This window comes from Olivibacter sp. LS-1, assembly GCF_008245145.1.
Taxonomy (GTDB): Bacteria; Bacteroidota; Bacteroidia; order Sphingobacteriales; family Sphingobacteriaceae; genus Olivibacter; species Olivibacter oleidegradans.
On sequence record NZ_CP041643.1, the window covers coordinates 2725521 to 2752277 of the forward strand.

17 protein-coding genes, 3 tRNA genes and 3 rRNA genes are annotated in these 26757 nt (G+C 41.8%); 13 read left to right on the plus strand and 10 right to left on the minus strand.

Features of this window, described 5'->3' with window-relative positions:
• Positions 1 to 3: 3 nt before the first annotated feature.
• Positions 4 to 960, plus strand: coding sequence for an ABC transporter ATP-binding protein (locus FKG96_RS11005; protein WP_130857223.1), 957 nt, complete (start codon positions 4 to 6; stop codon positions 958 to 960).
• Entirely contained in the window at positions 953 to 1957 is a 1005-nt protein-coding gene (locus tag FKG96_RS11010) for an ABC transporter permease (protein ID WP_130857224.1), read from the plus strand. Before FKG96_RS11005 ends, FKG96_RS11010 begins: the two co-directional genes overlap by 8 nt.
• Positions 1958 to 2010: 53 nt before the next feature.
• On the opposite strand, the gene FKG96_RS11015 is transcribed toward FKG96_RS11010, so the two are convergent.
• The 4 genes from FKG96_RS11015 to FKG96_RS11030 form a co-directional block, all read right to left on the minus strand.
• The gene (locus FKG96_RS11015) at positions 2011 to 2457 is read right to left on the minus strand and encodes a pyridoxamine 5'-phosphate oxidase family protein (protein WP_130857225.1); all 447 of its coding nucleotides are present in this window, start codon (positions 2455 to 2457) and stop codon (positions 2011 to 2013) included.
• An 81-nt stretch (positions 2458 to 2538) separates the two neighbouring features.
• A complete protein-coding gene (gene ccsB, locus FKG96_RS11020; RefSeq protein WP_130857226.1) occupies positions 2539 to 5862 on the minus strand; it encodes a c-type cytochrome biogenesis protein CcsB in 3324 nt (1107 codons plus the stop codon).
• Between the two features lie 135 nt (positions 5863 to 5997).
• Complete coding sequence (locus FKG96_RS11025; protein ID WP_130857227.1) at positions 5998 to 6900, minus strand: hypothetical protein; 903 nt, start codon at positions 6898 to 6900, stop codon at positions 5998 to 6000.
• A 107-nt stretch (positions 6901 to 7007) separates the two neighbouring features.
• On the minus strand, positions 7008 to 7352 hold the full coding sequence (locus FKG96_RS11030; RefSeq protein WP_130857228.1) for a hypothetical protein: 345 nt from the start codon (positions 7350 to 7352) through the stop codon (positions 7008 to 7010).
• Positions 7353 to 7375: 23 nt separating this feature from the next.
• Here FKG96_RS11030 and FKG96_RS11035 point away from each other — a divergent pair, with 23 nt between their 5' ends.
• Positions 7376 to 7984: a DNA-3-methyladenine glycosylase gene (locus tag FKG96_RS11035; protein WP_130857229.1), complete on the plus strand. Its 609-nt coding sequence runs from the start codon at positions 7376 to 7378 to the stop codon at positions 7982 to 7984.
• Positions 7985 to 8005: 21 nt separating this feature from the next.
• On the opposite strand, the gene FKG96_RS11040 is transcribed toward FKG96_RS11035, so the two are convergent.
• A complete protein-coding gene (locus FKG96_RS11040; protein ID WP_130857230.1) occupies positions 8006 to 9898 on the minus strand; it encodes an AAA domain-containing protein in 1893 nt (630 codons plus the stop codon).
• 643 nt (positions 9899 to 10541) lie between these two features.
• On the opposite strand from FKG96_RS11040, the gene FKG96_RS11045 reads away from it, so the two are divergent.
• The 5 genes from FKG96_RS11045 (at position 10542) to rrf (ending at position 15729) form a co-directional block, all read left to right on the plus strand.
• Positions 10542 to 12063, plus strand: a 16S ribosomal RNA gene (locus tag FKG96_RS11045).
• 116 nt (positions 12064 to 12179) lie between these two features.
• Positions 12180 to 12253, plus strand: a tRNA-Ile gene (locus FKG96_RS11050).
• A gap of 58 nt (positions 12254 to 12311) precedes the next feature.
• Positions 12312 to 12385 (plus strand) — tRNA-Ala (locus FKG96_RS11055).
• Positions 12386 to 12598: 213 nt separating this feature from the next.
• Positions 12599 to 15475 (plus strand): 23S ribosomal RNA (locus FKG96_RS11060).
• A 142-nt stretch (positions 15476 to 15617) separates the two neighbouring features.
• Positions 15618 to 15729 (plus strand): 5S ribosomal RNA (gene rrf / locus FKG96_RS11065).
• The 16S, 23S and 5S rRNA genes sit together here with 2 tRNA genes alongside, the layout of an rRNA operon.
• A gap of 79 nt (positions 15730 to 15808) precedes the next feature.
• Here rrf and FKG96_RS11070 read toward each other — a convergent pair.
• A complete protein-coding gene (locus FKG96_RS11070) occupies positions 15809 to 17836 on the minus strand; it encodes a patatin-like phospholipase family protein (protein WP_149105531.1) in 2028 nt (675 codons plus the stop codon).
• Positions 17812 to 18384: a DUF2272 domain-containing protein gene (locus FKG96_RS11075; RefSeq protein WP_013665995.1), complete on the minus strand. Its 573-nt coding sequence runs from the start codon at positions 18382 to 18384 to the stop codon at positions 17812 to 17814. The genes FKG96_RS11070 and FKG96_RS11075 overlap by 25 nt, the downstream gene beginning before the upstream one ends.
• 240 nt (positions 18385 to 18624) lie before the next feature.
• Between FKG96_RS11075 and FKG96_RS11080 the strand changes: the two genes are divergently transcribed.
• Positions 18625 to 20658 (plus strand): ATP-binding protein, encoded by a 2034-nt coding sequence (locus FKG96_RS11080; protein ID WP_130857678.1) that lies wholly within the window; start codon positions 18625 to 18627, stop codon positions 20656 to 20658.
• Positions 20659 to 20665: 7 nt separating this feature from the next.
• Here the strand turns inward: FKG96_RS11080 and FKG96_RS11085 are convergent, their stop codons facing one another.
• Positions 20666 to 21919 (minus strand): DUF5690 family protein, encoded by a 1254-nt coding sequence (locus FKG96_RS11085; RefSeq protein ID WP_242627360.1) that lies wholly within the window; start codon positions 21917 to 21919, stop codon positions 20666 to 20668.
• A gap of 235 nt (positions 21920 to 22154) precedes the next feature.
• Here FKG96_RS11085 and FKG96_RS26985 point away from each other — a divergent pair, with 235 nt between their 5' ends.
• Complete coding sequence (locus FKG96_RS26985) at positions 22155 to 22493, plus strand: DUF6122 family protein (RefSeq protein ID WP_013665998.1); 339 nt, start codon at positions 22155 to 22157, stop codon at positions 22491 to 22493.
• Between the two features lie 108 nt (positions 22494 to 22601).
• The gene (locus tag FKG96_RS11095; RefSeq protein WP_242627359.1) at positions 22602 to 23144 is read left to right on the plus strand and encodes an EcsC family protein; all 543 of its coding nucleotides are present in this window, start codon (positions 22602 to 22604) and stop codon (positions 23142 to 23144) included.
• 163 nt (positions 23145 to 23307) lie between these two features.
• Here the strand turns inward: FKG96_RS11095 and FKG96_RS11100 are convergent, their stop codons facing one another.
• Entirely contained in the window at positions 23308 to 24138 is an 831-nt protein-coding gene (locus FKG96_RS11100) for a universal stress protein (RefSeq protein ID WP_130857675.1), read from the minus strand.
• Between the two features lie 244 nt (positions 24139 to 24382).
• Here FKG96_RS11100 and FKG96_RS11105 point away from each other — a divergent pair.
• Together FKG96_RS11105 and FKG96_RS11110 are read left to right on the plus strand one after the other, a co-directional pair.
• Positions 24383 to 24467 (plus strand) — tRNA-Ser (locus tag FKG96_RS11105).
• Between the two features lie 707 nt (positions 24468 to 25174).
• Positions 25175 to 25660, plus strand: a complete 486-nt coding sequence (locus FKG96_RS11110; protein WP_130857674.1) for a DinB family protein — start codon at positions 25175 to 25177, stop codon at positions 25658 to 25660.
• 12 nt (positions 25661 to 25672) lie between these two features.
• On the opposite strand, the gene FKG96_RS11115 is transcribed toward FKG96_RS11110, so the two are convergent.
• On the minus strand, positions 25673 to 26668 hold the full coding sequence (locus FKG96_RS11115; protein ID WP_130857673.1) for a YafY family protein: 996 nt from the start codon (positions 26666 to 26668) through the stop codon (positions 25673 to 25675).
• Between the last annotated feature and the right edge of the window lie 89 nt (positions 26669 to 26757).

The window sequence follows — 26757 nt, forward strand, 5'->3', positions numbered from 1 at the left end:
GCGGTGGAAGAAGTTATCGAATTAAAAGGTGTTACAAAATGTTACGGTTCATTGAAGGCCGTTGATAACTTGGATCTCGCGGTTCGAAAGGGAGAAATATATGGCCTTTTAGGACCAAATGGTGCCGGTAAGTCGACGACAATTTTAATGATGCTGGGACTGACTGAGCCAAAGACAGGAACGATTAAAGTTTGCAATATCGATTCCACTGTCAATCCCATTGAAGTAAAAAGACGAGTCGGTTATCTACCGGATAATGTCGGGTTTTATGATAATCAAACCGGATTGGAGAATCTGATTTTCACCGCTAAACTTAATCGCGCAACGTGGACTGAAGCAAGAGACAGAGCTTTAGATCTGTTGAATCGAGTAGGGTTGATAGATGCGGCTAATAAAAAAGTTGGAACTTACTCTAGAGGAATGCGTCAGCGACTTGGCTTGGCAGATGTTTTGATTAAAAGACCGGAAGTAATTATTTTGGATGAACCGACACTCGGTATTGATCCGAGTGGTGTCAAAGCATTTTTAGACTTGATTGTTCAGTTAAGTAGAGAACAGGGACTTACTGTTTTGCTCTCATCTCATCACTTACATCAAGTACAACAGGTATGTGATCGGGTAGGGATCTTTGTTAATGGCAAATTGATTGCCAATGGCACTATACCCGAACTTTCAAAACAACTTTTTAGTAGCGAAGTGTTTACGGTAGAGGCAGGTATCGCTTGGCACGAGTTGGAAAAACCACATCAATTGATGAACGACCTGGGGAAGATCGATGGAATTAATAGCGTTAAGTATGAGCAAAATCGATTATTGATTGGGTGCTCAACGGATAAAACAGCTGCTATAGCACGTACAATTGTCCGTTCAGATATTGATCTGACACACTTGTATCAGCGACAATATGGTTTAGACGAAATTTATCAGCGTTATTTTGAAGGAGAACAGAAGTATGTATAAATTATTGAATTTGAACCTTATTTCTCCGAATCGGGAAGAGAGAAGACCTGCTCACCCTTTCAGAGTTTTGGTAGCCAAAGAGGTCAGTGACCATATTAGAAGTTGGCGCTTTATCATTTTACTTTCGCTTATTCTATTAACCTGTGTTAGTTCGTTATATACATCTATGAGCGGTATCAGTAAGGCTGTTGCTAAACCGGGTGACCCGGAAAGCGCCTTTCTGTTTTTAAAATTGTTCACACTTTCTGATGGATCTTTACCTCCCTTTCATGTATTTGTTGGTTTTTTGGGCCCTCTTTTGGGGATTAGTCTGGGTTTTGATGCCATTAATTCTGAACAGAATGCCGGCACTTTGAGTCGAGTTATGGCCCAGCCGATTCATCGCGATTATCTAATTAACGCGAAGTTTGCAGGGGCTTTGATCGTAATCAGTACACTTTTTTTTGCATTGGGTCTGGGAGTTATGGGCTTAGGGATCATTATTATTGGTATTCCGCCAACTCCTCAGGAACTCCTCAGAATCTTTCTTTTTCTTTTTCTCAGTATACTTTATGTGGCTTTTTGGCTAAATCTGGCCATATTTTTTTCCATACGATTTAGACAAGCTGCAACATCTGCATTGACCGCCATTGCCGTTTGGTTATTCTTCACTGTTTTTTATCAAATAATTATTAGTCTTATCGCTAAGGCAATTATACCTACCGCGGCAGCCGACACTTATCAAAGCCTAAGCTATCAAAAGCTGATCAGCGATTTACTGCGCATAGTACCTAGCCAACTCTACAGCGATGCAACAACGACGCTTTTGATGCCTTCTGTTCGGAGTTTGGGTCCATTAACAATGGAACAGGTTTACGGTGCAATACCAAGTCCCTTGCCGATCGGTGAAAGCCTCGCCATTGTGTGGCCACAACTTACCGGTTTAGTAGCTGTCACTATATTATGTTTTGCAGGTTCCTATTATTTATTTATGAGAAGGGAAATAAGATCGCGCTAATGCCAGATAGAGAAAATGAATACCCTTGTATTATTTCTTCTCAAGGTTGAATTTTAAAGCTTGTATGCTTTTATGGCGCTTTTTATTTGCTCTTCCTCTGTTGTGCCAGGATATAGGATGTAGCTGGGAGCGAATATCGGCTTAGTCTTTTCTATTTGGACAGAGATAATATTGTTTATTGGGAACTTTCCTTTGGTCATTTGAGTTAAGGGTTGCAGCAACAAATTAAAATGTAGATGACCTGAATCAATAATTGTGGCCTTTCCCTTTAATTGCCATCCCTTCTGTATCAAAATGTCAATAAAGCTGATGCAGACATTATCGTTTTCCATAATGTTTTTAATAGATTGGGGAGATGCAATATCAGCAATTAGCAGGTTTTGCCCATAATGAGTAAAGATCTCTTTCGGGGAAACATTAGGAACTCCTTCTCGTGAAGCCGTGGCAAGCCAACATAGGACGCTTTTATCAATATAGCGTTTTATTTCATCTGTAAGCATACGGTAAAGCTAACTATTTTTAACAATAAAGAGACCAACTAACGTTATAACAACTAAATACGACATGTGATATTGCTCTTGTCAGGCACGTTCAAACGCCGTTTTCCTTCCAACAGGGTGGCTTTCGTTGCTGCTTTTTCCAAATTGTTTATATCGAAAATAAGAAATGAAGGCAATCGCAAAAATTGATGTTACCGTGATGTATACCCACGATGGGATGGGAACGGGATCTCCTTTTGCATACGAATGTAAGCCCGAAAGGTAATAGTTAACCCCAAAATAGGTCATGATCACGCTCGAAAAGCTTAGCAAAGAGAGCAAATTAAACAAAAATTTACTTTTCAATCCAGGAATTAAACGAACATGCAAAACAAAAGCATATAATATAATGGAAATAAAAGCCCAAGTTTCCTTCGGGTCCCAGCTCCAATAGCGGCCCCAACTTTCATTTGCCCATATGCCGCCCAGGAATGTGCCTATAGTTAATAAGAACAGTCCGACAGTGAGGGACATTTCGTTTACAATTGTTAGTTCATTTAGAGATGCACTGACCTTCAAAGCTATTTTTTTGTTTTTTATAATATGCAAAATGAGCGTCACAAGACCAATTAGCGCGCTTAGGCCGAAAAATCCATAACTGGAAGTAATGATAGCGACATGTATCATTAGCCAATAGGATTTTAGAACGGGTACTAATGGTGTAATCTGAGGATTCATCTGTGAACCGCCGTGTGCAAAGCCCATTAATATCACAGCTATAAGACATCCCGCTGCCGGGATAAAGGCATTACTATTGCGATATAAGATAAGGCCGGAAAGTATCCCAATCCAACTAATAAACATAACCGCCTCGTAGCCATTACTCCAGGGCTCATGACCGGAGATGTACCATCGGATGCCTAGACCAAGTGCCTGTAAACTGGCCGCAATTGTTACAACGACGAGTAGAAAAGAAATTAATCGACTCACAAATCTGGCCTCCGAGAAAAGCTTAACAAAGGCTAACGCAAGAATTAGACTTCCCAATAAGGCGTAAGCAATCATAAGCTTAAAGAAGATATTCCATGAATTGTATCGGATTTCCCAGTTAATTTTTGCTTCCGATGGAATAATTTCTTTGCCTATTTCTTTTTGCAACGACTTTAATTTTTCTAACTGTTGATCGGCTTGCTGCCAATTTTGTGTGGTTTGTGCATAGATGACTTCTTTAAGATAGGCGGCGAAAGGATTTTTAACATCGGTATTATGATTTGCATGTTCACTACCCCAAGCAACCCAAGTATTGTTTGGATCATTCGGGATAGGTAACACCCGTAGATATTGCCCACTGATCAGATACTGCATAACCTGTAATTTATCATTCAGTTCAATAAGCTCTTTGTCATAGCTGTTTTGATCAGCAGGCTTTTTCGCGAATGCTTGTTGGTATTCATCTTCTAGAATGAAGGTCGCTTTATTATCCTTGAGCGTGATTAAGTTAAGTAGCGATGTATACCCCTTAGGGTCCGCTTTTACACGATTTAACAGCTCCGGCCCACCTTTTGCATTTACTTTAATTAACGGGACTTGTGCCCAATCAAAAGGTTGTGTTGATACAGACAAAAGGAATTGATTGGCATCTAATTCGTAAAACTGATCTTTGTGATGAAGTTTCCGCAAGATTTCCAGTGCCAAGGTATTGATGGGTTCTATTCTTCCGTCAAAATTTTGTACTAGAAGGCTTCCGAAATTAGCTGCATGTGATTTGCTTAGTTTTACTGACGCTGCGAATTGAGCAGGGTCTTGTATTTTGCTAGGTACAGGCATTGAAAGATCGGGCCGGTTTTCTGATTGGACAGCCGAATCATGCGTATGTACATGGTTATGCTGATGTTGATGCCCCTGTTCGTCGCTTTTCAATAGCTGATCTCCCCTGGACGGACCATGCATGTCTATTTCCTGTGCATAACTTGCGCCAAATGGCATAAACAAAAGGAGTAAAAGCGACGCCTTTTGCTTCGATAAAGCGCTTAACTGCTCATTTAGCTTAGAGAAGCGAGTTCCTTTCCAAAACAAAGTAACAAACATGGCTAGAAATAGAAATGTGTAACCTATATAGGTGGTGGTAGTGCCCCAAAAATCATGATTAACTGACAAAACGGTGCCTTTTTCGTCCGGGTCAAAACTTGATTGAAAGAAACGGTAACCTTGGTGATCCAACACATGGTTCATATAGATGGTATATGGTGTCTCTGACTGTTTTTCTACAATTGCTAAATCGGAGGAATAGGAGGCAGGACTATTACTTCCGGGGTATTTTTCCATTTTGAATTTGCGAAGTTTAAGTTCAAAGGGTGTGTAATATATTTTTGAGCCGTAGCCTATGGACACGGTTAGACCACCTATTTCTGACTGATGTTGAAAACTGGTGATACCTTTTCCTCCATAAAATGATACGGTATCGGTGGCATTATTGGTTGAGAGTTCCAGTTTAACCAGGTCAGCCTCGTTTTCATGCGTACGCTTATCGCCCTCAAAATGAATAATCTCACCTTTGGATGGTGCTTGAGGTATAACAAAAGTTAAACTTCCTAGCGTGTACAAACTACGAAGATGAAAAGGTTGTTTCCGTTCTGCTTGGAGTTCACCCTTTTCCTGTGACGCCATAATCATATAGCCACCACCTACCGGCGAATTGATAACTAGATTTCCAGCTTCTTCTTGAATGTTTACTGCCCCCGGTGTTTCCTTGTTATAACTGACTAGCATATTCTGGATCAGTTGTACACTACCCGAAGGGATATATTTGTTCTCTCTTTTACCTTCGATCAAGGTCACGAGATGTAGTATGTTCTTGCCTGTTGACGACGCTACCAGCGAATCTTGGGCTCTCGGTATGTAATCCAAGACACGCATTTTTAAACGTTGTCCCATAAAATCGTACTCTGCAGCATATTCCTTTTGAAAAGGCTTTAAGTAAAAGGGAACCTGACGAGATGTTAGAATGACCGGTACATCTTTATAGGCTAAGGCTTCTTCACCATTTGTAATTTGTACCTTAAAAAATGAAGCATCGGAAATAATTTCATTATTGGACTCCCCCTCACGGATATGCATAGAACCTTCAAAGCTGATATAACGGGTAATCGCTCCGCCGACGAAGATTAATATGAATGCCAGGTGGAAAACTAATAATGGCCACTTTTTCCGCTGGATTAATTGATAGCGTTTTATGTTTCCGATGAAATTAAGCACGAGTATGACCATAATCAACTCGAACCACCAACTGTTGTAAATGAGGGCTTTTGCCACAGGCGTGCCGTAATCATTTTCGACAAATGTAGCTACCGCCATCGAGAAAGCGTATAACAACAACATAAAACCCATGGTTCGGGTAGAGAAAAGTATCTTTCCGACGAAATTCATTAACAAATATTTATAGGTGAGTAGCAGACACTAAAAAATAATTCCTTATGGGGATTTGCGGCAAATATCTTGCTTTTTAGAGGGAGAAAAGTAAAACCAATATAATTTTTTTGTAAAAAAAGAATAGTGATTGGCCTAGAGCCATGGCTCGTTATAAATTTCTCCATAGTTGTTGGTTTCAATCAAGTTGATACCGATTCCTCGTAAAAATTGAATCTTACCAAGATTTCGGTCGTCCGGTTTTTCGTTTTTAGGAGCAATATACCAGGCCTTTTTTCTTCTGCCGGGAAATTTTCGGTAGTATTTTGCGCGTTCTATTAAAAGCCATCGGATGAAAATTTCATTTTCTTCCAACCCTAAACCGAAAATACATAACTGCTTATTAAAGAAGACTTGGAGCCATGTATTACCTCCACTCCAAATCTTTTGACTGTTATTGTTAAAGAGACTGCCTGTGCGACTTTTATAGATGTAATTTCTTGCTTTTTCAATGGATCCCATATAATGAGAAAGACCTAGACGAATGCTTCTATGGTAGCTGACAAGTCCATTAATAAACCATATTCCGAAACCTTTCAACGGATCTTTTAACTCGTGATCCGAGAAATAGGTTGACCAAGGATAAAAGTCAGTGAAAGACGTCGTTTTAAAACGGTATTGCTGCATGAAGGGCAGTGAAGATAATGTAAGATCAAAATTGGTGGTAAGAATAGGTGCTTCATGCTGCCTGGCCCACTGTACGAATGAAACATGATGATCGAACGGCTGCCAACCGCTCAGTAGACGACTTACTTCTTTCTGAATTTGAAATGGGCTGTTAGCGGTTTCTATGCTAGCTAAGTCTAGCAAATCATAAAATTCGGTGGTTGTAATGCCTTTCGGGACGAAGTTAAAGACGTCTGGAGAAAACTTATGCCATAGCTTAAGAAGTAATTCCTCCCAAGATAACGCTTTTGGATTGTTAGGATATCGATTGATGCCGTTGCCGATTACAAAGGCGATATCTTGTTCCTGTCGGATTAACTCCCTGAATTTCATCGTATATACTCAATGATGAGCGGAATATTTAGAGGGCAAGCTACAAAAAATATAACAAAAAGTGGATAGCAAACTAATGTTTAGCAAGTTGTATGCGCGTATTAATACTATAGGTCGCCAATAAAATCAACCCGATCCTGAAAAAACTCGATGAAAATGCCTTCGTTGTAATAATAGTAGGATACAATAAATACATCCCCATTGTAATATGAATCCCGATCGTCGGGTGGTCCCCAATATCGCTCAACCATATCTATTCGGTGCCCTACCTGGGGCCAATAGTTTTCAGGATTGTAATTATCTTTTTCGCAACTGAAAAAGGTGAAACTAATAACTATCAATAATAGGATCGCCAGACTAGCTCGTATAATGGAGTGAAATAAAAAAGCTCTGCTCTGCATAGAAATCAAAATTTGGTAACGCGCGGACAAATGTATAATTTTATCTTCCATTTTTCGATCGATATTGACTTTGGGTGAAGAACAATAAGCAATTACCAAAATATTTTTATCTGCAAGACGACGTGCAGTGGGTTGCGCAGCAACTCTTGGGAAAGGTTATCTACACTAATATTAATGGCCTTGTAACCGGTGGGATTATCGTAGAGACAGAAGCCTATAATGGTATAACAGATAAGGCCTCCCATGCTTATGGCAGACGTTTTACCGAAAGAACAAAAGTAATGTATGGGGAGGGAGGGGTATCGTATGTATATCTTTGTTATGGGATCCATTATCTCTTTAATGTTGTAACCGGTCCAATCGATGTTCCACAAGCTGTTTTAGTGAGAGGTATTGAGCCAATTGTGGGGCTCGATTATATGTTAAAGAGACGTAATATGGAGGTACTGACTCCACGGCTTTCTGCAGGCCCGGGAACGCTGACGCAAGCTTTAGGCATTGCAGGAAATTTCAACGGAAAAAGCTTATCCGGTGACGATATTTGGATAGAGGACGTGGGGATCTCGTTGGATGAGCAAGATATTGTTGTTTCGACAAGGATTGGTGTAGAATATGCAAAGGAAGATGCTTTATTGCCCTGGCGCTATTATATAAAGGGAAATCGTTTTGTAAGTCGAAAGTGAAAACATAGCAAGCCTGCTATGTTAATTGTTCAAATATTCCCAAGCGCTGTAGTAAGCATGTTCTTTTTCTGAATAGGTAATTAAATCGGCATAGAAAGGTAGCTTTGATAGGGTAAGGCTATCACCTACCATCACTAATTTCTTTTTTGCCCTTGTCATCGCGACATTCATGCGCCTAATATCGCTTAAGAAACCAATTTTTCTTTCTTGGTTACTTCGTGTAAGGCTGATAATAACAATGTCTCTTTCTTGACCTTGAAAGCCGTCGATGGTATTGATCGTAACTTTATCTTTATATATAGAAAGAGATCTGGCTTCCAATAACGCTTTGAGCTTATCGACTTGCGAAGCATAGGGAGAAATAATAGCGATACGAGGATAATTTTCGGGTGAATAATGTTGGCTAAGCGATGTACTCAACATTGAAAGGTAATGTAAAACAAAGGAAGCTTCTTCTAAATTGTATATGCTACCTTCATCGTCTCTTTCATCAAACCCACAGCCCACCGTATCGATAAATTGCAAGGGCTGATCATTAGGAAACAACAGGGTATTTGCAACGGAACTGTGTGCAATTAGCGAGCTTTGGTAAAATTTTTGGGAGGAAAAGGACATGATGGATGTATGCATTCGATACTGTTCCTGAAGCATAACACCTGATTGCGGATATAAATGAATGCATTTTTCCAGTAATGTTTCCTTAAGTCCCTGATTAGCGGCAGAAACGGATTTGATCGTTGGAGGCAACTGCTGATGATCGCCTGCTAATATTAATTTCTTTGCTTTTAATATGGGAATCCAACATGCGGGTTCTAGAGCCTGTGCGGCTTCATCGATTATGACTGCCTCAAAGCAAATGTTTTTTATTGAGTAATGGCCGGCTCCCACCAATGTTGCTGTAATTACCTGCGCATTTTTGATGACAGACTCTGTGGCATACTGCTCTAAAGCATCGGCTTCCTTTATAAGCTTTGCTGCTTCGGCAAATAATGTTTGTCGCTGGATTCGCTCTTCTTTGCCAAAGTTACGTTTATACTTTCGTGCCATTTCACGAAATTGATTTGCTCGCTTTCTGATTTTTTTTACTTCTTTTATTGACGAAGTTTGGCTGATCTGCTCATCTAATGTCGCATGTAGTAACTCAGGTGTTACACGAGAGGGGCTTCCGATTCGTGTAACATTGATTTGTGCTTTGAGAAGTTGATCTGTAAGAAGATCTACTGCAGTGTTGCTCGGTGCAACCACCAGTAACTGACAGTTTCTTTCTTTCAGTAAAACCTTGCAAGCTTCGATGATGGTTGTAGTTTTGCCGGTGCCCGGGGGACCATGAATGATGGCTATATCATTCGCAGATCGAATTTTTTCGATGGCTAGCTGCTGATTGGCATTCAACCTATCTAATGAAATAGGGGTAGCAGAAGAAAAGAATACAGGTTGCCTTTCTCCTATTAACACTTGAATAAGAGGATTTTTATTTGATTTCGAAGCTTCTAGCAGCGCATTTTGCATTTGCTTATAGCTATACTCATCAAATAATAAATCGATGCCAAGTTTACCATTGTGAATCCAGTCGGGAAGCTCATCAAGATGCAGCATAACTTTCATTTTGTTTTCAACAAGGTAGGACACTTGTCCCACAATGCGGTGATTAACCGAATCAAGATTAGAGAAAAGAGCAACTGACGCCCCGGATTTAAAATGATGTATTGTTTCTTGATCGTTTGAACGTTCAATTTCCAGAGCGATGTAGTCGCCTCTTTCGATAGTTATTTTTTTTATATGTATAGGAAACCAGGTGTTCCCATTTTTTTTTCGCTGTGTAATGGACAGGGTAGTTAGCGAGGTTTGAAAGGAATTCCTATCTTCTATTTGTTCTAATTTTAATAACGCTAACAAATTGCCAAAATAATCCATGCGGCAAAGATAAGAAGCATTTTAATTAAATTTTTTTTGTTATAAGGACGGGATGGCTGCGTAGTTAAGTATGCATAAGTAATAAAATAGGTAGATTAGTGTTGCCTGTGTGTGGGAGGAAAAAAAAACGGTTTGATTTCCAGTTTGTTGTAAAAAAAAGCTATTGTCCGGGGCGCGAAACATTTGGGGGAACGGGGGAAATTCGTACCTTTGCCATCCCGTTCGGGAGGCGGGCACTCCGCAAACGAAGGGATGCGGTTGTTTTTTGAGGTACGGAGGTGAACGGCAGGGAGGAGGAAAAATATTTTAAAAAAATATTTTGGAGAAAAGAAAAAAGCTGTTACCTTTGCACTCCCAATCGGGAGAGAGGGGACGACGGAACGGGCGCGATGCCCGGGAAGGTGAAAGAAAAAAGCAGGAAGTACCGGAGGGGTGACCCGATGGATACGGCGGAGGCCGAAGCGTGAGCGGAGGCATTTAAAGTTCTTTAAGAAATCAGATTCATGTAGCGTAACGGACGGCCTGTTTTTTGGCGGAAGTCAAAAGGACAGGCCTGAACGGTCCGTCGGCCGGAAGATACAAAAAAGATCGGAAGGCTGCACTGAAAGAAGTGCGAATGCCGAGATCGGAAACTTAACATTATACAATGGAGAGTTTGATCCTGGCTCAGGATGAACGCTAGCGGCAGGCCTAATACATGCAAGTCGAACGGGATCGGGGGCTTCGGTCCCCGTGAGAGTGGCGCACGGGTGCGTAACGCGTGAGCAACCTGCCCGTCCCAGGGGGATAGCCCGGAGAAATCCGGATTAATACCGCATGAGAATGCAGGTCCGCATGGGCCTTCATTTAAATATTCATAGGGGACGGATGGGCTCGCGTGACATTAGCTGGTTGGCGGGGTAACGGCCCACCAAGGCGACGATGTCTAGGGGCTCTGAGAGGAGAAACCCCCACACTGGTACTGAGACACGGACCAGACTCCTACGGGAGGCAGCAGTAAGGAATATTGGTCAATGGGGGGAACCCTGAACCAGCCATGCCGCGTGCAGGAAGACGGCCCTACGGGTTGTAAACTGCTTTTGCACGGGAATAACCCCCGGTATGTATACCGGGCTGAATGTACCGTGAGAATAAGGATCGGCTAACTCCGTGCCAGCAGCCGCGGTAATACGGAGGATCCGAGCGTTATCCGGAATTATTGGGTTTAAAGGGTGCGTAGGCGGCGCGCTAAGTCAGGGGTGAAAGACGGTGGCTCAACCATCGCAGTGCCTTTGATACTGGCGCGCTTGAATGTACCTGAGGTAGGCGGAATGTGGCAAGTAGCGGTGAAATGCATAGATATGCCACAGAACACCGATTGCGAAGGCAGCTTACCAAAGTACGATTGACGCTGAGGCACGAAAGCGTGGGGATCGAACAGGATTAGATACCCTGGTAGTCCACGCCCTAAACGATGAACACTCGATGTCGGCGATAGACGGTCGGCGTCCAAGCGAAAGCGTTAAGTGTTCCACCTGGGGAGTACGCCCGCAAGGGTGAAACTCAAAGGAATTGACGGGGGCCCGCACAAGCGGAGGAGCATGTGGTTTAATTCGATGATACGCGAGGAACCTTACCCGGGCTTGAAAGTTACTGAATTGTCCAGAGATGGACAGGTCCTTCGGGACAGGAAACTAGGTGCTGCATGGCTGTCGTCAGCTCGTGCCGTGAGGTGTTGGGTTAAGTCCCGCAACGAGCGCAACCCCTATGTTTAGTTGCCAGCACGTCAAGGTGGGGACTCTAAACAGACTGCCTGTGCAAACAGAGAGGAAGGCGGGGACGACGTCAAGTCATCATGGCCCTTACGTCCGGGGCTACACACGTGCTACAATGGGGGGTACAGAGGGCAGCGACACCGCGAGGTGAAGCCAATCTCAGAAAGCCCCTCACAGTTCGGATCGGGGTCTGCAACTCGACCCCGTGAAGTTGGATTCGCTAGTAATCGCGTATCAGCAATGACGCGGTGAATACGTTCCCGGGCCTTGTACACACCGCCCGTCAAGCCATGAAAGCCGGGGGTACCTAAAGCATGTAACCGCAAGGAGCGTGTCAGGGTAAAACCGGTAATTGGGGCTAAGTCGTAACAAGGTAGCCGTACCGGAAGGTGCGGCTGGAATACCTCCTTTCTAGAGGGCCCTCGGGCCGTTCTGTTACGCCATGAAGATTTCTTGAAAAAAGAGAGAGAGAAAAAAGAGGAAAGTGCCACAGTGCCCCTTCGGGGTCACCGGTGCGGAAGCGAAGCAGTCCCGTAGCTCAGTTGGTCAGAGCACTACACTGATAATGTAGGGGTCAGCAGTTCAAATCTGCTCGGGACTACCTGAAAGAGGGAGGCCGTCCGGGAAACCGGAGGCGGGCGGTCCTGTCCACGTAACGGGGGGAATTAGCTCAGCTGGCTAGAGCACCTGCCTTGCACGCAGGGGGTCAACGGTTCGAATCCGTTATTCTCCACGCTTTTCAAATTCAAAAGTAAAAATTCAAAATTCAAAAACGCGGTACGCCGGTCGTTTTTACTTTTTGATTTTGACCTTTTAATCTGAAAAAAAAGTTCTTTGACATATCGGAAGAAAAAACACAAGAGAAGACAACAGCAGAGACGTTTCTTTCCTACGGGGAAGGGACGTGACACAAAAGCATCCCCGTACGGCAAAAGGGTACGGGGAGAAGAAAGTAAGAAAGGGCACACGGGGGATGCCTAGGCTCTCGGAGGCGATGAAGGACGTGATAAGCTGCGATAAGCGCCGGGGATCTGCAAATGAGATGAGATCCGGCGATTTCCGAATGGGGAAACCCGGCATGTTGAAGACATGCCGTTTAACAACGCGAACGCGCCGAACTGAAACATCTAAGTAGGCGCAGGAAAAGAAAATAATAATGATTTCCTGAGTAGTGGCGAGCGAAAGGGAAAGAGCCCAAACCGGATATGTTACGGCATATGCGGGGTTGTAGGACCACAATGTGGCACGGTCGGAAGAAGTGGAAGGGTCTGGGAAGGCCCGCCGTAGAGCATGAGAGCTGCGTACACGCAATGAGGACCGGCCTAGTGAGTTCCTGAGTACCGCGGGGTCGGAGACGCCCTGTGGGAATCCGGCGGCACCATCCGCCAAGGCTAAATACTACCGAGAGACCGATAGTGGACCAGTACCGTGAGGGAAAGGTGAAAAGAACCCCGAACAGGGGAGTGAAAGAGAACCTGAAACCGTGTGCTTACAAACTGTCGGAGCCCCAATGGGGGTGACGGCGTGCCTTTTGCATAATGAGCCTACGAGTTACACTTCACTGGCGAGGTTAAGCGGTTAAGCCGCGCAGCCGAAGCGAAAGCGAGTCTGAACAGGGCGTACAGTCAGTGGAGGTAGACGCGAAACCTTGTGATCTACCCATGGGCAGGTTGAAGGTGCGGTAACACGTACTGGAGGACCGAACCGATAAACGTTGAAAAGTTTCCGGATGACCTGTGGGTAGGGGTGAAAGGCCAATCAAACTGGGAAATAGCTCGTACTCCCCGAAATGTTTTTAGGAACAGCGTGGACATTGAGTCTTCCGGAGGTAGAGCTACCGATTGGGTGCGGGGGAGTCACATCCTACCAAATCCAGACGAACTCCGAATACCGGGAGATATGGTCCGCAGTGAGGCGCAGGGTGCTAAGGTCCTGCGCCGAGAGGGAAAGAACCCAGACCACCGGCTAAGGTCCCCGAGTGTACGCTAAGTTGAACTAACGAGGTCCGGTTGCCCAGACAGCTAGGATGTTGGCTTGGAAGCAGCCATTCATTTAAAGAGTGCGTAACAGCTCACTAGTCGAGCGGCCGGGCGTGGATAATAAACGGGCATTAAGTGTACCACCGAAGCCGTGGGATAGAAATATCGGTAGGGGAGCATTCCGGCGCGGGAGAAGCGGTTACGTGAGTATCCGTGGACGTTCCGGAAAAGCAAATGTAGGCATAAGTAACGATAAGGCGGGCGAGAAACCCGCCCACCGAAAGACCAAGGTTTCCTGATCAACGCTAATCGGATCAGGGTAAGTCGGGACCTAACGCGAACCCGAAAGGGGCAGCGGATGGCCAACGGGTAAAGATTCCCGTACTCTTGTATGCTGCGAAGCGGGGACGGAGGAGTGACACCGCCGCGCACTGACGGAATAGTGCGTTGAAGGCCGTAGGTAAACGTGACCCAGGCAAATCCGGGTCGAGTGCCGAAGGCCGAAAGTACGGCAAACCTCCGGGGGCGCCGATAGCGCGGGTAACCATACTCCCGAGAAAAGCCGCTAAGCTTCAGGCATATAAGACCCGTACCGCAAACCGACACAGGTGGTCGGGGAGAGAATCCCAAGGTGCTCGAGTGAATCATGGCTAAGGAACTCGGCAAAATGGCCCTGTAACTTCGGGAGAAGGGGCGCTTCCTCCGGCGACGGAGAAGCCGCAGTGAAAAGGCCCAGGCGACTGTTTAACAAAAACATATGGCTTTGCCAAATCGAAAGATGACGTATAAGGCCTGACACCTGCCCGGTGCCGGAAGGTTAAGAGGGGATGTCAACCTTCGGGTGAAGCATTGAATCGAAGCCCCGGTAAACGGCGGCCGTAACTATAACGGTCCTAAGGTAGCGAAATTCCTTGTCGGGTAAGTTCCGACCTGCACGAATGGTGTAACGATCTGGGCGCTGTCTCGGCCATGAGCTCGGTGAAATTGTGGTACCGGTGAAGACGCCGGTTACCCGCAACGGGACGGAAAGACCCCATGAACCTTCACTATAGCTTAACATTGGGACTGGGTGCAGGATGTGTAGGATAGGCGGGAGATATTGAAGCGGGTTCGCCAGGATCCGCGGAATCGTCCTTGAAATACCGCCCTTTCTGTATCCGGTTCCTAACCCCCCTCCGGGGGGGACATTGTTTGGTGGGTAGTTTGACTGGGGTGGTCGCCTCCAAAAAGGTAACGGAGGCTTTCAAAGGTAAGCTCAGTACGCTTGGTAACCGTACGCGGAGTGCAATGGCAAAAGCTTGCTTGACTGTGAGACATACAAGTCGGACAGGGTCGAAAGACGGACATAGTGATCCGGTGGTTCTGCATGGAAGGGCCATCGCTCAAAGGATAAAAGGTACTCTGGGGATAACAGGCTGATCTCCCCCAAGAGCTCATATCGACGGGGAGGTTTGGCACCTCGATGTCGGCTCGTCACATCCTGGGGCTGGAGAAGGTCCCAAGGGTTCGGCTGTTCGCCGATTAAAGTGGCACGCGAGCTGGGTTCAGAACGTCGCGAGACAGTTCGGTCCCTATCTGTTGTGGGCGCAGGAAGTCTGAGTGGGGCTGACCTTAGTACGAGAGGACCGGGTTGGACCGGCCGCTGGTGAATCTGTTATGCCGCCAGGTGTACGGCAGAGTAGCTATGCCGGGAATAGATAAGCGCTGAAAGCATCTAAGTGCGAAACTAGCCACGAGATGAGACTTCCTTACAGGGCCGTGGGAGACTACCACGTCGATAGGCGGCAGGTGTAAAGGTAGAGATACCACAGCCGAGCCGTACTAATAGCCCGAAGCTTTCTCAAGCGCAGCAGGCTGTTGTCTTCCTGTTTTTTTTCTTCCGTTATATATGTCGACCGGGTTATAAGTTGTAGGTTATAGGTTATAAGTTGCAGGTTATGGGAACTTAAAACGAATAACTTAAAACGTAAAACTCAGATAAGATATTCAGGTGCCTATATCGGCGGTGTCCACCTCTTCCCATCCCGAACAGAGAAGTTAAGCCCGCCAGAGCCGATGGTACTGCAGTAACATGTGGGAGAGTAGGTCGGTGCCGATCTTTACAGAAGGCCGCCGTGCATTGCACGGCGGCCTTTCCTGTTTTGATGCCCATCGGTTTGTAATCATGTCGGAGCAGCTTATCGTAAGCCGTCAAAGTTACCGCCGGCCGCGGAGAAACTTCCCATGTGGCAGGACTTGAATCTATTAACCTGAAAATCCTTTCCCAGTTGATTATAAAGGAAAAAAGGATCGGCACGGAATTGATGCCAATGCTGTAATAACTGCTTTTCTATGAAATCAATTTTCTCTTGATAGCTTTTCGTTAATTGTTGATAATAAGTGGATCCGGATTTGCTTACTGTGTTTTTTAAGCGGTATATATATTCGAGCAAATTATAGCAGGTAGTATATTGACCACATGCAATTAGAGCGGCAAGGGTTTCTTCTTCTTGTGATTTTGCATCAAACCATAAAGTTGTTGGCATTTCAAAAGCTGCCTGAGCGACGATCTGTTGAGCTCGTGATGGAGTTAAAAAAGGGAGATTTTTTCTGTTTCGATTAAAATCGTTCGAAAAAGATAAGTCATACACATGATTGGTTTTGATTTTGAACCGATACTTACCGCTTTCATAAGTTTTGTTGTATAGAAGATAACGTATCCGTTTAAGAAAAACATCATTGTTCAATATCAATACAGAAGCGAAACGTTCTTTGATCATTCTATAAATAACTACAATAGGGGTAGAGCCAAAATGTTCGAAAAGATTGGTAACAATATCAGACGAGAAGTTCTTGTTTAGATTTAAGCCCCCTAGGCGGTTCGTATCGCCTTCAATGAATTTCCGTAATATAGCCAAAATCAATAGAAAACATAGTGATAATACACATATTGTTGTTCCTATCACGACATTCAACTGTATACCACCTAATTGGAAACCTAGCGTTTTACTAATCATTATTAGTCCGAAAAGGAAAAATAGACACAGTATAACAATTAAGTTATTTATGGAAATAGCTCCGATTCCTTTATAGTTTTTATTCTCTTTGGGTAATTTATACGGTTCCATGTAATGGCTGCCCACATCATTAATTAACATTAGATCAAAAGGTGAAAAGGCCGTTTTCTTTTTGATTCTTCTCTTTTGTGCATCCAGCATACTTTCCAAGGCTTGGTTATCGGTTATTCCTCCATCCATCATTCCGATTTTGAAATCATCGGCTAATTTTTCCTTGGAAAAAGCCTGTCTTAATTCCATAATAGAAGGTGTTTTTGTGAAATCGGCAAGTACGTCGTCCACTTTAGCTTGACCAAATAACTTTACCAATTCACTCCGGCTTATTTCTTGTAACGCTATAGATAAGCCATCAAGTAAATTACGTTTATTTAAGCTTGTGAGTTCGCCTGTAGCAGCGATGGGCAAATCTACATAGGTAAAGTCGTCAGGAAAGATGACAGGTTCGAAGCCAGCGGGAAAACAAGATGATGCGGCGAGCAAGTCTGCTATCTTTAACTTGCCTGCCGTTGTTTGTCCCAACTTTATATTAAAATTCCCAAATCTAAATTGGATATCCTCATGTGATTTAACATCCATTTTCATTTTAACCTGTTGCCTAAAAACCAAACCTCGATAAAACTCAGTTGCATTAAAACAAACCTCTTCTAAATGTTTATTATGATCGTTAGGATGTAAATCTGACAATAGTGCACGTTTGAATAATAGATCGTCGTACGTAAGTGCAAAAGCATTGATAATATTTCTTCGCTTATACGGGTTATCTGTCCACTCCTTATCGTTATTTAATTTTTCAAAAACAACATTCATTAAAGCCATTCCGGACAAATGCTCGGTTAAATTTTTATAAAATTCTTTAAACGATCGACCTTGTGCTACGTGTAATGCATAGAAGGCATTGGTTATCGAGCCCCCTGATGCAGAAGAAATAAAGGTTACATTGTCAAGTAGTACTTGATCGTTAAGCGTATGAATAACATTCAGGTAACTCAAAACTCCTAAACTAAAAGACGCAGCCCGAAAACCACCTCCCGAAAAGGCTAAGGCTATATGATCAAAAGGAGTTTCGCTAATCATCGGCACCTCATCTTTCTTGCTAGTTGTGTTTAACGCATTTGGCATGTTTTTTATTTCAGGTTTCGAATAATACATATATAGGGGTTAATTTCTCTCGCAATGATCTTCCATTGCTTATCGAGTCGAATTAACTTCTTCCTGATAGAATCACTCTCGTTCCCTCCAACCGTTAACACGTAATTGCCTTTGGCATCGGTTCCCCTTTCGACGACAATAGCAGAGTGCGATTCATAAGCCTTGTTCTTTTTTGCAAATTCAAAATCATAACGCTTGTTACCACGATTATGATGAATGATATCACCAAGACCAGGTTCAATAGCTTGATAAGGGTAAGCACGGAAAACTCCGGTATCTTGAATCGCATTTTGGATGGCGGCGTGAACAAATCTCGCATGCGCCGGGTTAAACAAAAATTCTTCTCCTGTTGCGCCAGCCTTCTTAATACACCAAGAAATAAATATAGCCGACCAAGCCGTTGTCACACCAGGAAAGGAAAAGCCTAGGTCTGTCCAATACTTACGTATCTGCTTCGATAATTCTACATCACTCTCGCTCTCGAGATGATAGCTGTTATATTGCTCTTCGGCAATTGTAACTAACTTTTTAACGTACGCCGTAGCCATTTTTTTATTTAGAATAACAATGTTTTAGTAAAAAAGTCAACAAAAACTGCCTGCCTAAGAACATTCTTTGACGTCCAGATTCATTGTATAACAAAATTACTAAATTTATTAGTATTTTAAAACAAATATTAATTAATAAGTTTTTACGTGATATTCGTGTAACATAGTGATTATAATGTGCTTTTCTATTTTTTTGCTAAAAATATTAGTATATTTACCTCGAAGAATATAATAGTTGCTATGAATAACAAGGTAAGTATCAATAACTATAGTGTAGAGTCAGCTGGCATTACGAAAAGTTATAGGGAGGCGATATGTGAGTTGATTTGGAATGGATTCGACGCAAACGCATCCCTAATCAATATTGTTTTTAAACCAAACAACATCGACTATATAAACGAGATACAGATTATCGATAATGGCACAGGGATCCCTTTTTCCACATTGCATCAGACTTTTGGTTCATTTCTGGATTCTGTAAAAAGAGAATCGTTCAGCCGATCCTCCTATATACGTGGCAAAAAAGGAAAGGGGCGATTCTCCTTTATGGCTTTAGCCATGCAAGCTGTATGGTCCACTACTTTTTTTGATGAGCAATCTAAAAAGATGCTTGATTATGATATAATAATAAATGCGGCTAATAAGGATATTTATAAAGATAGTAACAGAAGAATCTCAAAAAGGAACAAAACGGGTACCATCGTGACCCTGTCTAATTTATTTGGGGTTTCCGGTTATTCCTTCAGCTGTTCTGCATTTTTGAGCTATTTGAAAAACGAGTTTGGGTGGTTTTTACTTCTTAATCGAAGTAAAGATTTCAAATTATGCCTGAATGACAGCCCTGTCGAATATGACGATATAATCGCCGACAATGAAGTGTTTCATCGGATAATTACCGACACACAGAATATTGAGTACACATTTAGAATTACGTATGTCCGGTGGTATGAAAAGATCGGCGATAAATTTTATTACTATTTTTTAAACACCGCACAAAAGGAACTTTTTAAACAGCTAACATCATTTAACAATAATGCCATTGGCTTTTATCATAGCGTTTATGTCGAATCGTCATTCTTTGATGACTTTACACCCAGTGACGGAGTGAATGCAGAACGCTTATTTGGAGCAAATTTAAATAGCAGAGTATTCAAAGTACTTATAAAAGAACTGCAACAAATTGTTGCCGATAAGCAAAAAAGTTTTGTTAGATCAAAAGGGGCTGATAAACTAATTGAGCACTTCGATCGTAAAGGTGTTCTTCCAAAGTACAGAAACAATAAGTATGAGCAAGAAAAAAGAAAAGATTTAATGGCAGTTATTAAGGAAATATACTGTATACAACCCAAAATTTTTAAAGGCTTAAATGAAACCCAAGAACGAACGAGCGTTGCTTTTATCAATTTGTTGCTTGAGTCCGACGAGCGGGAACATATTCTGTCTATTTTAGATGATATCGTCAATCTTACTCGAGAAGAAAGAGAAAACTTGGCTATATTGCTAGGAAAAACCTCTCTAAACCGTATTACAAGAACGATTAATTTGATTGAAAATAGGTTTGTTACTATCGAGTTATTAAAGAGGATGGTTTTTGATTTAAAGCAGTTCACTACAGAGCGGGATCATATTCAGCATGCGATTGCTGAAAATTATTGGTTGTTTGGTGAGCAGTTTCATTTAGTGACGGCGAACGAGAGTTTTGAAAAACTACTTTCCAAATACCTTTATATTCTTGATGGTGAAGGATCAGGAAAAATGAATGCGATGACAATGAAGGACCGGGAGAAGAACAGGCGGCCTGATGTATTTATTTGCAGACAGCGAAGCATTCCCGATCCTTTTTATCAGGAGGAAGAATTGGAGGAAAATATCATGGTTGAGCTCAAAAGACCTGCAGTTGTGATAGGTAAGCAACAGCTAAGGCAAATTGAAGACTATATGGATTTTGTTAGCCGACAGGATGCGTTCAATTCGCAAATGAGGCAATGGAAGTTCTTTGTGGTGAGTAATCGGGTTGACACATATATATTGAAACAGTATGAAGAATTTAAGAATAGGGGCAAGCGGTTTTTAGTTAAGTCTTGGGGTAATCTGGAGATCTTTGCCATGACCTGGGATGACATATTTCGCGTTTTTTATACAAGGCATAAATACTTGCTGGATAAATTGGACTTTGATAAAGAGGCTTTAAAGGACGAGCTACAATCAAAAGGAGTTGTATTAACTGCCGCAACAGAACTAAATCCTTTTGTAGCGTGTAAAAACAATGCCTGATTCCAGCTTATGTGTGCACTTCATTAAAGTTTTCGTTTTTTCGATATTTGATCCTAAAGTAGTAGGCAGAAAACATGGTAAGCAATAAGCCTAGAGCAGAAAGGGCTAGCACGCTGTTGGAGAAGAACGACACCCAACTTAACTTGATTTTTAAAATTTCTTTGGCGAAGAGTATGCCCACACTGCCGACATAACCGAAGGTGTCTGCTAAGTATATAAGAAAACCGACATTTCCGGTATGCTTAAAAGTAGCAATTATTCGTTCAAAAAAAATTGCATTAAATGGAATATAGACCATATAGAGACCCAGGCCCGTCAAAAGCATCCAAATAAAGGGGGAAACTTGTTGGAATAAAAAGCAAATGGTGGAAATACCGGCTAGCAAAAAGCCCAATGCCACAAACCCATGCACAAGGATAAGTGCCCGATAATTGTTTTTTATAAAAACCATACTGCCGATAGAAGCCAAAACAATTAATGTAATAGGTACTTCGGTCTGTGAAAAAATGATCGGTTGATTATAAAAACCCATTTCCTTCCACATTTCAGCGCCGAAGTTGTCCCGAATATCACGGAAAATCGTCGCGAAGGTATATATCAGCAAACATGTTGCCAGGCCGGGTAAAAACTTTGCCGAAAATAGATGCCGTTGCTGTCTATCCATAGGTCTTCTTTCAGTTCTTTGTAGTATGTCATCCTGATCTGGCAAAGGTATCTTTTCCATTAAGTGTACCAGAAAAACAAGAGGCAGGGCAAAAAGAAGTCCGGTAAAAAAGGGAACCCAAAACTCAGATAAACCAAGCGCTAACATAATCCATCCGCCGGCAGAGCGGGCGAATCCTGAAGCAAAGATAAAACTGACTGCCAAAGCGGCGCCAATGAAATCGGTTCCTTGTCTTCCCTCAACATACGAGAACACAATTCCCCATAAAAGTCCCAAAGGGAAACCGTTTACAAAGAGAAAAATGGCATTATACGGGACGGGTGTAAGCGCGAAACCAAGCCAACTTAACCAAGCAATACCTGTTAGCGAAAGAATAAGTTTGCTTCTTATCGCTCGTTTTAATTCAGCAATATATTGCACACCATAAAATTTAGCCAACATATACCCTAATACTTGACTAATCACGAGCACAGTTTTATAGTTATAACCGCCAACGGTTATTCCTTCAAATGTCGCAACCGTGAATGCCTTTCTATAGCCGAAAATTAGCGTATAGGCCGAAAACACGACAAAAGCCGTGAAAATGTTTATAATCAATTTACTTCCTTTTAAATGTTTTGGCCGTAAGAAAGACATTATTCCTCCTAATATAAAGCAATATAAGGATTGTCCGATTATTTTCGATATATGGTGTTATGTTTGTTAATGAAGTCAGTCGACGGACTTAAATAATAATAATTTTTCAATACTTGGGTAGTTTTATCTAGTTGCATTGGCTATCTTGCGAAGTTTTCCAAATTTCGCCAATCCTTAATAATTGAAGGTTGACATTATGATTACCTTAAATGTTTTGCAAACGCTTGTACATTATAGCTTACATTTTCTCTTTCCCGGATTACTTGCGAGGTTGTTTTTCAAGAAAGAGTGGAAAAAGGCTTGGGCAATTATGGTAGCTACAATGCTCGTTGATCTAGATCATTTACTTTCAAAGCCGATATTTGATGCGAATAGATGCAGTATCGGGTATCATCCGTTGCATACTAATTATGCTATTGCGTTTTACATGATGCTACTTTTTTTTCCGAGAACTAGAATTGTGGCGGTTGGTTTACTTTTTCATATGCTAACAGATTATCAAGATTGTATATGGACAGAGTTTCTTTCGCGTTAATCTTTAATGTCTACCAATAACTCCTTAGGGTGTGCTGCTTTACGTGCGTGTAAACCAAGTATTTGTGGTATCTTTGTTGTTGTAAAGTGGGATAAAAAAGTTGGCGATATGGGTAAATTTAAACTGCATAACATTAATGTAGAGGCAACCAAGAAAAAGCTGAAAGGAAAGGTATACGCCCTATCCAAAGAAGGTCTAGAGCAATTATTTAACAAAATTGACCAGTTAAGCGTAAAAAAAGGTGTTGATCAACTCGGGCTTGAAAAGTTTATAAATCAATGCGCCATTTTCGCCGCAGGCTCAGGCGTTATTAGCGGAATAGGCGGTGTGGGCGTTATGGTTATTGGGGTACCCTTGGATACGATTAATGTTTTGGCTCAACAATTTCGCGTTACATTAGCAATAGCTTATCAGAAAACAGGAAATTATGAATTTCGATTCGATGATTTTTTTAAGTTACTTGCCGGATCGATAAAAGGAGAAGCAAGTATAGTGGTTACTAAAACAGCAATGGAAGAAGTTGCTCAAAAATTGATGATCAACATGGGGACAAGAGCTTCCAAAAGACTGGTACCTGTTGTGGGAGGGATTATCGGGGGCACCGCAAACTACCTCTATATAAAACGAGTAGCTGAGCATTTAAGAAAATAGGAGTCGTGCGTTTTAATCGTTGAAACTGTGCAATTATTGTGAATTAAAAAATAAAAAAGTTTTTATTCATTTGTAATGAATTTTTTTCAACTTCAATTTTATTATTAGAAATGAAAGCTCTACCCCTGTGGTAGGGCTTTTTTGATTCAATTTGATTAGATCTTTATGTTTGCTTTAATATAAGAACCGGACGATTCGAATTGTGAGCTATTGCATGCGTAATACTGCGATGCGTTATTTTCTTGAAAAAATTGTACTTTCCAGGTAGAGAGACTATTAAGTCGACATCTTTTTTTTCTGCAAACTCTAATATCCCATCCAATATATCATCATTGTCCGTATAATCGACCGAGAAGTTTAAATCCGGTAGTAATACAGAAAGTTTATTACGGTCTTCCATTAAATCGCGTTGCTGTTTTTTTATGCTGAATACATGCAATATCAACTCATCTTTATAAGTTGAAAATAGCGGATGCCGGAAGGCTTCAAGACGGTTCAGTTCTTCGAAATCCATAGGTAATAATACTTTACGGATTTTTCTATAGGTTGCGTTGGAAGGAACGACAAGTACAGGGATTTTACTAATTGTTACCAACTCGATAAGATTATCGTTGATATATCCTTCTTTGCTTTCCTGGCTATTACCTAATATGAGTAAATCGGGTGATTCTTGCCTGATAAGTTGCACAAGGGCTCTAGCGAGTGGTAACTCGCTTATCGCATGATCTATAGTGACCTCTTTTAATACACTATTGGCTAGCTCTTTGGTCACTTTATCTAGGTACTCAACAGATTCCTTTCGGCCAGCTTCCAGCGTATCGCCATCTAGACAGAGATATTCTGCGGTAGATATAATGGGTTGAAAAACTGACGTATAAGTGCTTTTTAGCAAGATTAGCCGAATAAAAGAGAGGTTTTGATGAGCAGCAGATACATACCGCAGCGCATTTTGTGTCCCCGAAGCGTAATCTAATGGAATAAGAATCGTATTCATACCCGTTTTAACATTTACATAACCATAAAGGTAATTCTTTTGTTTGTCAATGATTATCGAAACAAAGTAAAACAATATGGATAAAGGTTTTAACGAACGGGTAGTCTGAAAAAGTTGATCGTGGAAATTGCTAAGTAATAGAAAGCCTTATTGGTTGCGACGAGTTATGATAAAAGGGTGAAAAGATGTTAAGAACAATAAAATCGGTCTATGCTATTTCGATATAATTTCTATCTTTGCCGCTGGAAAGTTGGCAGAGTGGTCGAATGCGGCGGTCTTGAAAACCGTTGTCTGTAACAGGACCGGGGGTTCGAATCCCTCACTTTCCGCTAAACAGCAAAACCAGGCCATAGCCTGGTTTTGCTGTTTTTAGACTTTATAAATTTGATCCGATAAAAGTTGAACAATAACAAAAGATAACATGAACGATTTTGCCTTCAATGCCTGATAACTATTTGAGATATTGAGTGTACAATAAGGTTTTTTTACTCTATTGACCTTGGGTGTTCTTATGATGTTTTTTGGGAGCTCTATCGCGAATTTTAAGTGCGTTTAATAATTCTCTTCTTTTAGCTACGCATAAAAAAATGCTACCCTTTTTGTGTAGAAAGGAAATGACCAATGTGTCGCCATTTTTTGCCATTGCTTGTAATTTGGGGTCTATGATTAAATCACCACAATGACAATCTTTAGAATTATAGATCATAAGAACAAATAGCAGAGAACAGGCTATTAGCCCATATAGACTTATTTTGCCCAAGTTCTTACTTGATGTAGCCGTTTTGTGATTCATAATGGAAAACTGGTTACACAGTAAAATTACAGTTAAGATTCTTTTGTCTCAACAAAGGATTAGTTTTTCTCTTTTTCTAGGTGTGATCGTATGTGAATATATGTGTAAATAAGAGAAGTAATGTGTTCTTTGTTGACTGGCCGACGCTCAAACGCGATACAGAATTTAAGATTTTTTTTCAGCTGACATACTGTTGTCACTTGGTCAAAATACTTTTGCTTAAGTAACTAAAAGCAATATATTATGGATACAGTAACATCAGCACAGGTAATTAATAAGGATGCTTTATTAAGGCATTGGCTCGGGCATCGTAATCTAACTCGACGCGTCATTGAAGCTTTTCCCGAGAAAGAACTTTTCGGTTTTTCTATAGGCGGAATGCGTCCATTTTCCCAATTGGCTATTGAATTATTGTCTATAGGCGGCCCGGCAATGGAATCCATTGTAAAGGACGAGCCACTTCCCTATAACGAAGAGGCACTCAGATTAATCACAAAGGAGCAAATACTGGCAAAATGGGACGAACAAACCGACGTTATTACCAGGTACTTTAATCAACTTCCTTTAGAACGGTTTTCGGAAACTTTCAATTTGTTTGGCCAATATGAATTTCCCATTATTGATGACATCTTTTATTTTATTGATAATGAGATTCACCATCGAGGTCAAGGTTATGTATACTTAAGAGCTTTAGGTATAGAACCTCCGATGTTTTGGGAACGTGACTAAGTATTAAGCCCTTCAGCAATCATCTTTGATTTGAAGGGCTTTGCCTTCCTCGTTGATCTTTGCCAGATGTTTAGTCAGCAGAAGCCTAGCTTTTTCTTTTAATGTTGAAGGTTCCAGTATGGTGGCTTTATCCGCGAACATTAGGAACCAGCGTACAAAAGCTTCTTCAACATCGCGCACTTCAAAATTCATGATTACTTTGTCAGCATGTCGTTCTTCCGAAATAAAACCATAAAAATTGCGGTCCCATTGGAGATATCTGGCCATATCTTTCTCAACAGCAAGTTGGACCTTCGTGACGGGTTGTTGCTCCTTCGGTGTCAGGTAAAAGTCCAATGGTTGGTGCTTTCGTTCAAAAGGTAACTCGGTGTTTTTGATTTCTTCTATTCGATCCGTCCTAAATTGCCTATAATCTTTTCTTAAGTGGCAAAAGCCGATTACGTGCCATGAATGATGCTGATGAAAAACACCAACCGGTTCTATGAATCTGCGTATCGCTTCGGGCGCATCAAGTGCCCGATAAAGAAGCTCAACTTGCGTTTTCCTAGCTATACTTTCAAAAAGAGTGGCTAATGCATGTGGCGCTTTTTCACTGAATTTAATTTGCAAAGGTTGCATAACCACTTGCGATTCGATGCTTGATACCCATTCCTTATCAACAGTCTTTAATGCGGTTTTTATTTTGTACATCGCCGAAGAGAAATAGTCACGGATGCTTTTATCGCTGAATTTCTGCATCAGTTTTTCAGCCGCTACTAAGCTGGTCGCTTCTTCCTTATTCAACGATAAAGGAGGGAGACGATAACTTTCAATTAAAGAGTAACCAACACCGGCTTCACTATAAATCGGAACACCGGAAATTTCCAGTGCTTTTATATCCCGATAAATGGTCCGTAAGCTTACCTGAAACCGGTCAGCTAATTCCTGTGCTTTGACCACTCGTTTAGACTGCAGCTGAATAAAAATGGCTACGAGCCTATCAAATCGTTTGAAGTTTTCACTATCCATCTTTTGATATTAAATAAAATGGTGGATTTTACTTGCATAGATAAGTAATTTAATCAAAAAGAGGAGTGTAAAAGTAAAAAAGTTGAACT

What these genes read in the sequence shown, in the direction of transcription:
- FKG96_RS11015 (WP_130857225.1), bottom strand. Translation starts at nt 2,457, where the DNA reads ATGCTTACAGATGAAATAAAACGCTATATTGATAAAAGCGTCCTATGT.
- FKG96_RS11095 (WP_242627359.1), top strand. Translation starts at nt 22,602, where the DNA reads ATGGGTAAATTTAAACTGCATAACATTAATGTAGAGGCAACCAAGAAA.
- FKG96_RS11080 (WP_130857678.1), top strand. Translation starts at nt 18,625, where the DNA reads ATGAATAACAAGGTAAGTATCAATAACTATAGTGTAGAGTCAGCTGGC.
- FKG96_RS11100 (WP_130857675.1), bottom strand. Translation starts at nt 24,138, where the DNA reads ATGAATACGATTCTTATTCCATTAGATTACGCTTCGGGGACACAAAAT.
- FKG96_RS11040 (WP_130857230.1), bottom strand. Translation starts at nt 9,898, where the DNA reads ATGGATTATTTTGGCAATTTGTTAGCGTTATTAAAATTAGAACAAATA.
- FKG96_RS11075 (WP_013665995.1), bottom strand. Translation starts at nt 18,384, where the DNA reads ATGGCTACGGCGTACGTTAAAAAGTTAGTTACAATTGCCGAAGAGCAA.
- FKG96_RS11070 (WP_149105531.1), bottom strand. Translation starts at nt 17,836, where the DNA reads ATGTATTATTCGAAACCTGAAATAAAAAACATGCCAAATGCGTTAAAC.
- FKG96_RS11030 (WP_130857228.1), bottom strand. Translation starts at nt 7,352, where the DNA reads ATGGAAGATAAAATTATACATTTGTCCGCGCGTTACCAAATTTTGATT.
- FKG96_RS11010 (WP_130857224.1), top strand. Translation starts at nt 953, where the DNA reads ATGTATAAATTATTGAATTTGAACCTTATTTCTCCGAATCGGGAAGAG.
- FKG96_RS11110 (WP_130857674.1), top strand. Translation starts at nt 25,175, where the DNA reads ATGGATACAGTAACATCAGCACAGGTAATTAATAAGGATGCTTTATTA.
- FKG96_RS26985 (WP_013665998.1), top strand. Translation starts at nt 22,155, where the DNA reads ATGATTACCTTAAATGTTTTGCAAACGCTTGTACATTATAGCTTACAT.
- FKG96_RS11025 (WP_130857227.1), bottom strand. Translation starts at nt 6,900, where the DNA reads ATGAAATTCAGGGAGTTAATCCGACAGGAACAAGATATCGCCTTTGTA.
- FKG96_RS11115 (WP_130857673.1), bottom strand. Translation starts at nt 26,668, where the DNA reads ATGGATAGTGAAAACTTCAAACGATTTGATAGGCTCGTAGCCATTTTT.
- ccsB (WP_130857226.1), bottom strand. Translation starts at nt 5,862, where the DNA reads ATGAATTTCGTCGGAAAGATACTTTTCTCTACCCGAACCATGGGTTTT.